This window comes from Rhodococcus sp. ARP2 (assembly GCF_001029585.1).
In the GTDB taxonomy this organism is placed as follows: Bacteria; Actinomycetota; Actinomycetes; order Mycobacteriales; family Mycobacteriaceae; genus Rhodococcus_F; species Rhodococcus_F erythropolis.
On the sequence record NZ_LEKE01000086.1, the window covers coordinates 297162 to 303494 of the forward strand.

A 6333-nucleotide genomic window follows, 5' to 3' on the forward strand; every position below is an offset into this window, starting at 1 on the left:
CTCAGGGTTCAGTGCGGATGTCGTCAATGACCTGGGCAATCGCATGTTTCGCCCAGGCCGTGATCTGCTCGTTCGTGTCGCGGTAGTACGGCAAGGCAACCAATGCAATCGACGCTCACCAAGATGTTTCCCGGGTGCAGATCCGAGTGCATCCACACCGCTGGGCCTGCGTAGTCGATGACGTGGCGCGCCTTTTCCCACGCCGCCTCCGTCAGCGCTCCGTTCAGCAGGTCGCCACACGCTGCAATACTCGCTCGAGTCGCTGAATCTCGTCGCTCAATCGGATCGGCCCGGTAGGAATGCAGCGATCCCTGTGGGCGCAATCCGAGTGTGTCGATCCGACGTAGACTGTTCACGAAGTCTGCGAGTTGGATGGCCAGGTGGTCATCGACCATGCCGGGCACAGGGTTTCGCCCTGGCACCCACGGGTGCACCGACCATTGCCACGGGTATCCGAAGGCCGCCTCACCCACACCTACCGGAACGGGCACGGGGACCGGTAGGTGTGGAGCCAGATGCGGCACCAACTGTTGCTCCTTTGTGATTCCCTCTGCCGCACCTGGGGTGCGGGGCATACGGATTACGAGTGAATCGCCTACTCGGATCATGACGTTGTCGGTGCCGATCGACTCGACCAAGCGCAACGGCAGATTGGCCCACTGTGGCATCTGACTCGAGAGCAATCGCCGCACCAACGCAACATCGATGTCTGGTTCCTCCATGTGCAACTTCCGAATCTGCATGACATGAGCAAACCACTCCCGCACATTCCGGCGATCAAGAAGTCATGAAGAAGACAGCAGCCGCACAGTGCCGACAATGTCCGTCCGCATCACCGACCGCGACACATCCAGACCTCCTTCGCCGTGACTGCCGCAGATCGAATGAACATCCGAAAAGTCCCAAAAATCGGAATTGTCGAAAATTATTGCATAGGAACAGTTTTCGAGATACAAGTCTTGTGTTCGAAACTTTGTTCGATTAAACTTTGAGCATGGACAGTCGGGATGCGTGGCAGCTGGATGGCGAGGGCCTCAAGGGTGAGGTTCTGGATCTGGTGCGTGCCCGGCATGAGTTGCAGTCGCGGATGGTGTTGTTGATCGTGGAGATGTTTTCCCGTGACGTTCTCGGCGGGAGGGGGTTTCGGGTGATCGCGCAGTGGTTGCATGGTTCGACGAATTTGGAGATCGGTGAGTGCAGTCTGCTGGTCGGGTTGGCGCGGTTGTTGATGCTCGAACCTGTTGTGGGCGATGCGTTTCATCGCGGTGATGTGGATGCGCTGAAAGCGCGTCAGGTGGCGTCGTTTTGTCAGCATCCGCCGAAGAACATGACCCTGGCGGATGTGGACAAGGCTCGCGGGATTCTGCTCGGGTTGGCGTCGAAGAACATCGCGGATTGTGATGCGGTGCGGGCAGCGATTCGGCGGATCGAGAAGCAGTACGGCAAGCGTGAGGACGGTGTTCCGGTCGGGGAGGATTCGGAGCGTAACGAGTTCTACGCCTCGAAAGGCTTGTACGGCAGAGTGACTGTGAAGGGTGATCTGGATGCTGTGAACGGGGCGCGGTTGATCACGTTGTTGTCGAGTTTGTCGGCGCCGACGCCGGAGAAGGACGGTGTCAAGGACACGCGTACTCCGGCATTACGGCGTGCGGACGGGTTTTGCGAGTTGTTGCGCCGGTACGAGCGGGCGGGGTTGGGTCCGATCGAGGGCGGCGTGAAACCGCACATCACGGTGACTGCGTCGGCGAAAGACATGACCGACCTCAAAGCATTGAAAGACCTCCTGCCGTCCACCGAAGAACTCGGATTTGCGTGGGCGGATTGGGTGGGCCCGATCAGTATCGATACCGCGCGGATGCTGGCGTGCGACTGCACGATCACGCGGATTTTGTTGGATGAGAACGGGGTTCCGCTCGACTGCGGTAAGGAAGCGAGAACAGCAACGGTGCCGCAGCGGCGGGCGTTGGCGGTTCGTGATGGTGGGTGCGCGTTCCCGGGGTGCGGAACGCCGTCGGGGTGGTGCGATGCTCACCATATTGTTCACTGGAACGATGGCGGCCCAACAGATCTCGACAACCTGATTCTGTTGTGCGGTCACCACCACCGGACACTGCACCACACCGAATGGCGTGTCGAGATCGGCCCCGACCGAAAAACAGTGTTCTATCCACCGATGTCGATCGATCCGTATCAGCAGCCGATCGGCGGGAACAGCCCACCAACAGCAGCCTGAAGTGAAACAACTCGAGACGCGAGCATCGGGGCGCGATCATGCCCCGGTGCTCATGCTGCGTTCCGTCATCTTCGCGGAGACGTACGGCCTACCAGCGGTTCCGAACCTCCTCGGCAAATCCGAGGAGATCTCGAACCACCACGGAGGTACCGTCGTCGAGGATTACTGTGCCGGAGAACTTTCCGAACACCTGATGCTGAATCGAACGCAGCACCCCGACATCGAAAGTCGCGGCACGGTCGATGATCGGCTCGAAAGTCATCTCGAAGCGACCATCGTTGCTCGAGAAGTTCCACGGCGCGCCGTCGTACGTTCCCTGCGGGATGCCGAAGTCGATCCTGTCCAGTTTGTGCGCCCGGCCGCCGACAAACACGATGTTCTCGCTGGCCGCCGTAGTGTCGCCGAAGCCGTAACCGCTGTTGAATCCGAACCGCTCGCCGTTCACCAGTCCGGATGCAGAACCCCAGTACCAGGTGTTGTCGTAAGTCCAGACTCCCCTGCCCCAATCGAGAACGCCGAACGAGTCTTCCGAGCGAAATGTGAAGTCGTCGCTCCCGATTCGCACAGTCCCGGCAGCGGGCAGGCAGTTGATCTTCTGGTTGTAGTAAAACGAACGGGACGCCTTCGGAAACGGTGTGGCGATCACCATCCGGTCATCGGCAGGACTCGCCAGGAACAGATCGGCATGAAGACCTCGTCCACCGTCGAAAGCCGGGTAGTCGACAATCAAGTGGCGCCCACCGTCCACATGGCGAAACTCGAAGCGAGCTTTACCTTTCGACACCACCACATCACCGTCGTCCGCGCTTTCGGGCAGACCGAGCCTTCCCATCGGGAACGGCAGCATCACGTTTTCGGTGATCTCGTGTGGTGTTCGGAAATCGAGCCAGGAGACTCCGAGCAAGCCCATGTACCCGTTGTCGGCGACGGTCAACGCGATGCCGTAATCCGCAGTGAGAACGCAGTAGTAGTCCCACTCCTTGATCCGGAACTTGGGAGCGGTGATCGCAGAGCGTCGATACTTGCGAATTTCCGATGGGGCCCAACCCGTCTCGACCAAATGTCCACGATCGTCGAGAAGCGGGCCGGGCGACATCAGTGTCTGCATTCTTACTTCCAGCGTCCCAAGATCTCGTTCGCACGGTTGGCCAATGCCATCTGGAAGAACGGACCGAAGCTCACACGTGCCACTCCGAGCGGACCGAAACTTGCCGGATCGTCCTGGTCCGGGATTCCGATCGCATTGATCGGAAGTGGAAGTTCGGACGTCAGGCGGCGCTGGGTCGCGTCGTCATGCCGCCCGACGGGGTAAAGAACGTCGGCGCCGGCGTCGGCCGCCAGCTTGAGGCGTGCGATGGCGCGATCGACACGATCGGACTCGTCACCGACCTGCTTCACGAACAGGTCGGTGCGCGCGTTGACGACAACGTGAACTCCGGCTGCGTCGGCGGCCTGACGAAGCCCACCCACGAAGTCGGCGTGCTCCTGCGCCTCACGCAAGCGTCCGCCTTCACTGTGGACGGTGTCCTCGATGTTGAGTCCGACAGCGCCGGCATCGATCAACCCGTCGATGAGAACTGCCGGCTCGAGCCCGTAACCACCCTCGATGTCCACCGAGATCGGGGCGTCGACCGCACCGGTGATCTGCTTGATCCGGTGCAGAAGTTCGTCGAAGGTGATGCCCTCGTTGTCCGGCTTGCCGATGGAATCGGAAACCGGGTGGCTGCCCACCGTCAGGGCTGCAAAACCGGCAGCCACCGCAAGATTCGCCGACCACGCGTCCCAGACCGTCGGGAGAATGACCGGGTTACCTGGCTGGTGCAACGCCAATAGAGCAGTTGCCTTGTCGTTGATCGAAGTCATGCGGTGGCTCCTCGAGATCGTGGGGTGTACCTCTCACCTACCGACTCTAGTGAGCGACCGGGCAGCCTGTGCTCTTGTAATCGACCTGGAACTCCTTGATGCCGTTGATCCAACCCGAGCGCAGACGGCGCGGATCACCGATCTTGGTGATGTCCGGGACGTTGTCGGCGATGGCGTTGAACATCAAGTCGATCTCCATGCGAGCGAGGTTTGCACCGATGCAGAAGTGAGCGCCAGTTCCGCCGAAGCCCAAGTGCGGATTGGGGTTACGAGTGATGTCGAACGTCATCGGGTTCTCGAACACGTCCTCGTCGAAGTTCGCGGAGCTGTACAGCATCACCACGCGCTGCCCCTTCTTGATCGACACTCCTGCCAGCTCGGTGTCCTCGAGCGCGGTGCGCTGGAACGCGGTGACCGGTGTCGCCCAACGGACGATCTCGTCGGCCGTCGTCTTGGGACGTTCCTTCTTGTACAGCTCCCACTGCTCGGGGTTGTCCAGGAACGCGATCATTCCGTGCGTGATGGCGTTGCGGGTGGTCTCGTTCCCTGCGACCGCCAGGATGAGCACGAAGAATCCGAACTCCTCCGGGCTCAAGGAGTCGCCGTCGATGTCGGCCTGGACCAGAGTCGTGACGATGTCATCTGCCGGACAGGTACGACGCGCGTCTGCCATTTGGTACGCGTATCCGAGGACCTCGGTGGACGCGACTGCCGGATCACCCTGGTATTCCGGGTCGTCGTAGCCCATCATCTCGTTGGACCACTTGAACAGCTTGTCCCGATCGTCCTGCGGTACACCGATCAGATCCGCGATCGCCTGGAGCGGCAGCTCGCTGGCAACCTGCTTCACGAAGTCGCCCGGGCCTTCGCTCACAGCGGTGTCGACGATGCTGCGCGCACGACGATCCAATTCGTCGCGCATGCCGTTGATCGCGCGCGGCGTGAACAGCTTCGAAATCAGCTTGCGGAGCTTGGTGTGCTCCGGCGCATCCTTGTTGAGCAGAAGATGCCGGAGCATCTCGACGGCCTCACGTGGCATGTCGTCGGCGAAACGCGCGATCGCGGTGTTCTCCCAGCTCGAGAACACATCGCTGCGCTGGCTGACCTCTTTGACGTCAGCGTGACGCGAGACCACCCAGTAGCCCTCGTCCTGGAATCCACCAACGGTCGGCGGCTGCTCACACCACCACACGGGCGCGCTTCGACGCAGTTCGGCGAATTCTTCGAAAGGGATCCGCTCCCCGAGGACAGCAGGATCGGTGACGTCGAATCCGGCCGGTAGGTCAGGCGTGCGAGTTGTGTCCGAGATGGTCATGGCGTCCTCTGATCGGTCGATTGTGCGCTACACCACAGAGTAGCTTTCACTAACGGGCTGTCAAGTGAAAGACGGAGAGTCTCGTGCAACTGACCCGTAAGAGCCCCCGCGGCACTAGGATCCCGGTAATGACAGATACCTCCGGCAGACTGACGCTGCGAGAGAAGCAGAAGCAGCGAACCCGCGCAGACCTCGTGGATGCCGCCGGCGCGCTCTTCACCGAACGCGGATACGCGGCTGTCACCGTCGAGGACATCGCCGGCCGGGTCGGTTGCAGCCGCGCCACCTTCTACCTGCACTTCCCCGGCAAGATCGACATACTCAAGGCCCTCGGCTCGAACACGGTCGTATCCAGCACGCTCGCGATATTCCAGGATCTCGACCACGTACTCGATTCCGGTTCGCGCGAAGAATTCGCCGGCTGGATCAACCGCGCTCTCGACTGGTGCCGCGATCACCACCACATGATGCGGGCGTGGGACGAGGCCATGGTCCTCGAACCCGAATTCCGAACACTGGCCCGCGAAGGCATCTCTGCACTGCCCCACGCGATGCCGTCGTACCTGGCACGCTGGCCGCAGAGCAGACACGACGAGGCGAAACTCCGGGTCGAGCTCCTGCTGACACAGATCGAGCGCTTCTTCATTCGGTGGGCGGAACAGGGCGCGATCACCGCGGGTGCGGACGTCGCAGCAGACGTTCTCACCGACATCTGGTTTCCGGCACTCACGCCGCCCACGACCGATGTTGCGGCGCCGCGAGTATCCCGGACAGGAGTGCAGCGACGGTGGTGAGGATCGCTCGAAGGTCGAGTGGCATCGGGCCAACCTATCGCGGCGCTGGCCCTGACCAATCCCGTTCTTCGCGACTGGGCCATCGTGGCCTCCCCGTCGGAAGTAGATCGCTGGATCAGCAGCAGGAA

General features: G+C 61.1%; 6 protein-coding genes. 2 read left to right on the top strand and 4 right to left on the bottom strand.

Translation table 11 applies throughout. The features are described from left to right. Positions 1-23: 23 nt before the first annotated feature. Positions 24-722 (bottom strand): phosphotransferase, encoded by a 699-nt coding sequence (locus ABX74_RS23730; RefSeq protein ID WP_189637350.1) that lies wholly within the window; start codon positions 720-722, stop codon positions 24-26. Positions 723-994: 272 nt separating this feature from the next. On the opposite strand from ABX74_RS23730, the gene ABX74_RS23735 reads away from it, so the two are divergent. Continuing rightward, on the top strand, positions 995-2233 hold the full coding sequence (locus ABX74_RS23735; RefSeq protein WP_047889802.1) for an HNH endonuclease signature motif containing protein: 1239 nt from the start codon (positions 995-997) through the stop codon (positions 2231-2233). Between the two features lie 88 nt (positions 2234-2321). Here the strand turns inward: ABX74_RS23735 and ABX74_RS23740 are convergent, their stop codons facing one another. From ABX74_RS23740 to ABX74_RS23750, 3 genes are read right to left on the bottom strand one after another with little or no spacing between them, the layout of a single operon-like run. Beyond that, positions 2322-3341, bottom strand: coding sequence for a DUF2804 domain-containing protein (locus tag ABX74_RS23740; protein WP_047889803.1), 1020 nt, complete (start codon positions 3339-3341; stop codon positions 2322-2324). 2 nt (positions 3342-3343) lie between these two features. Next, positions 3344-4096, bottom strand: coding sequence for an isocitrate lyase/phosphoenolpyruvate mutase family protein (locus ABX74_RS23745; protein ID WP_007730096.1), 753 nt, complete (start codon positions 4094-4096; stop codon positions 3344-3346). 46 nt (positions 4097-4142) lie between these two features. After that, positions 4143-5411 carry a cytochrome P450 gene (locus ABX74_RS23750; RefSeq protein WP_020906700.1) on the bottom strand — a complete coding sequence of 423 codons (1269 nt, stop codon included), beginning with the start codon at positions 5409-5411 and terminating at the stop codon, positions 4143-4145. 128 nt (positions 5412-5539) lie between these two features. Between ABX74_RS23750 and ABX74_RS23755 the strand changes: the two genes are divergently transcribed. After that, complete coding sequence (locus ABX74_RS23755; RefSeq protein ID WP_047889804.1) at positions 5540-6205, top strand: TetR/AcrR family transcriptional regulator; 666 nt, start codon at positions 5540-5542, stop codon at positions 6203-6205. Positions 6206-6333 lie beyond the last annotated feature (128 nt).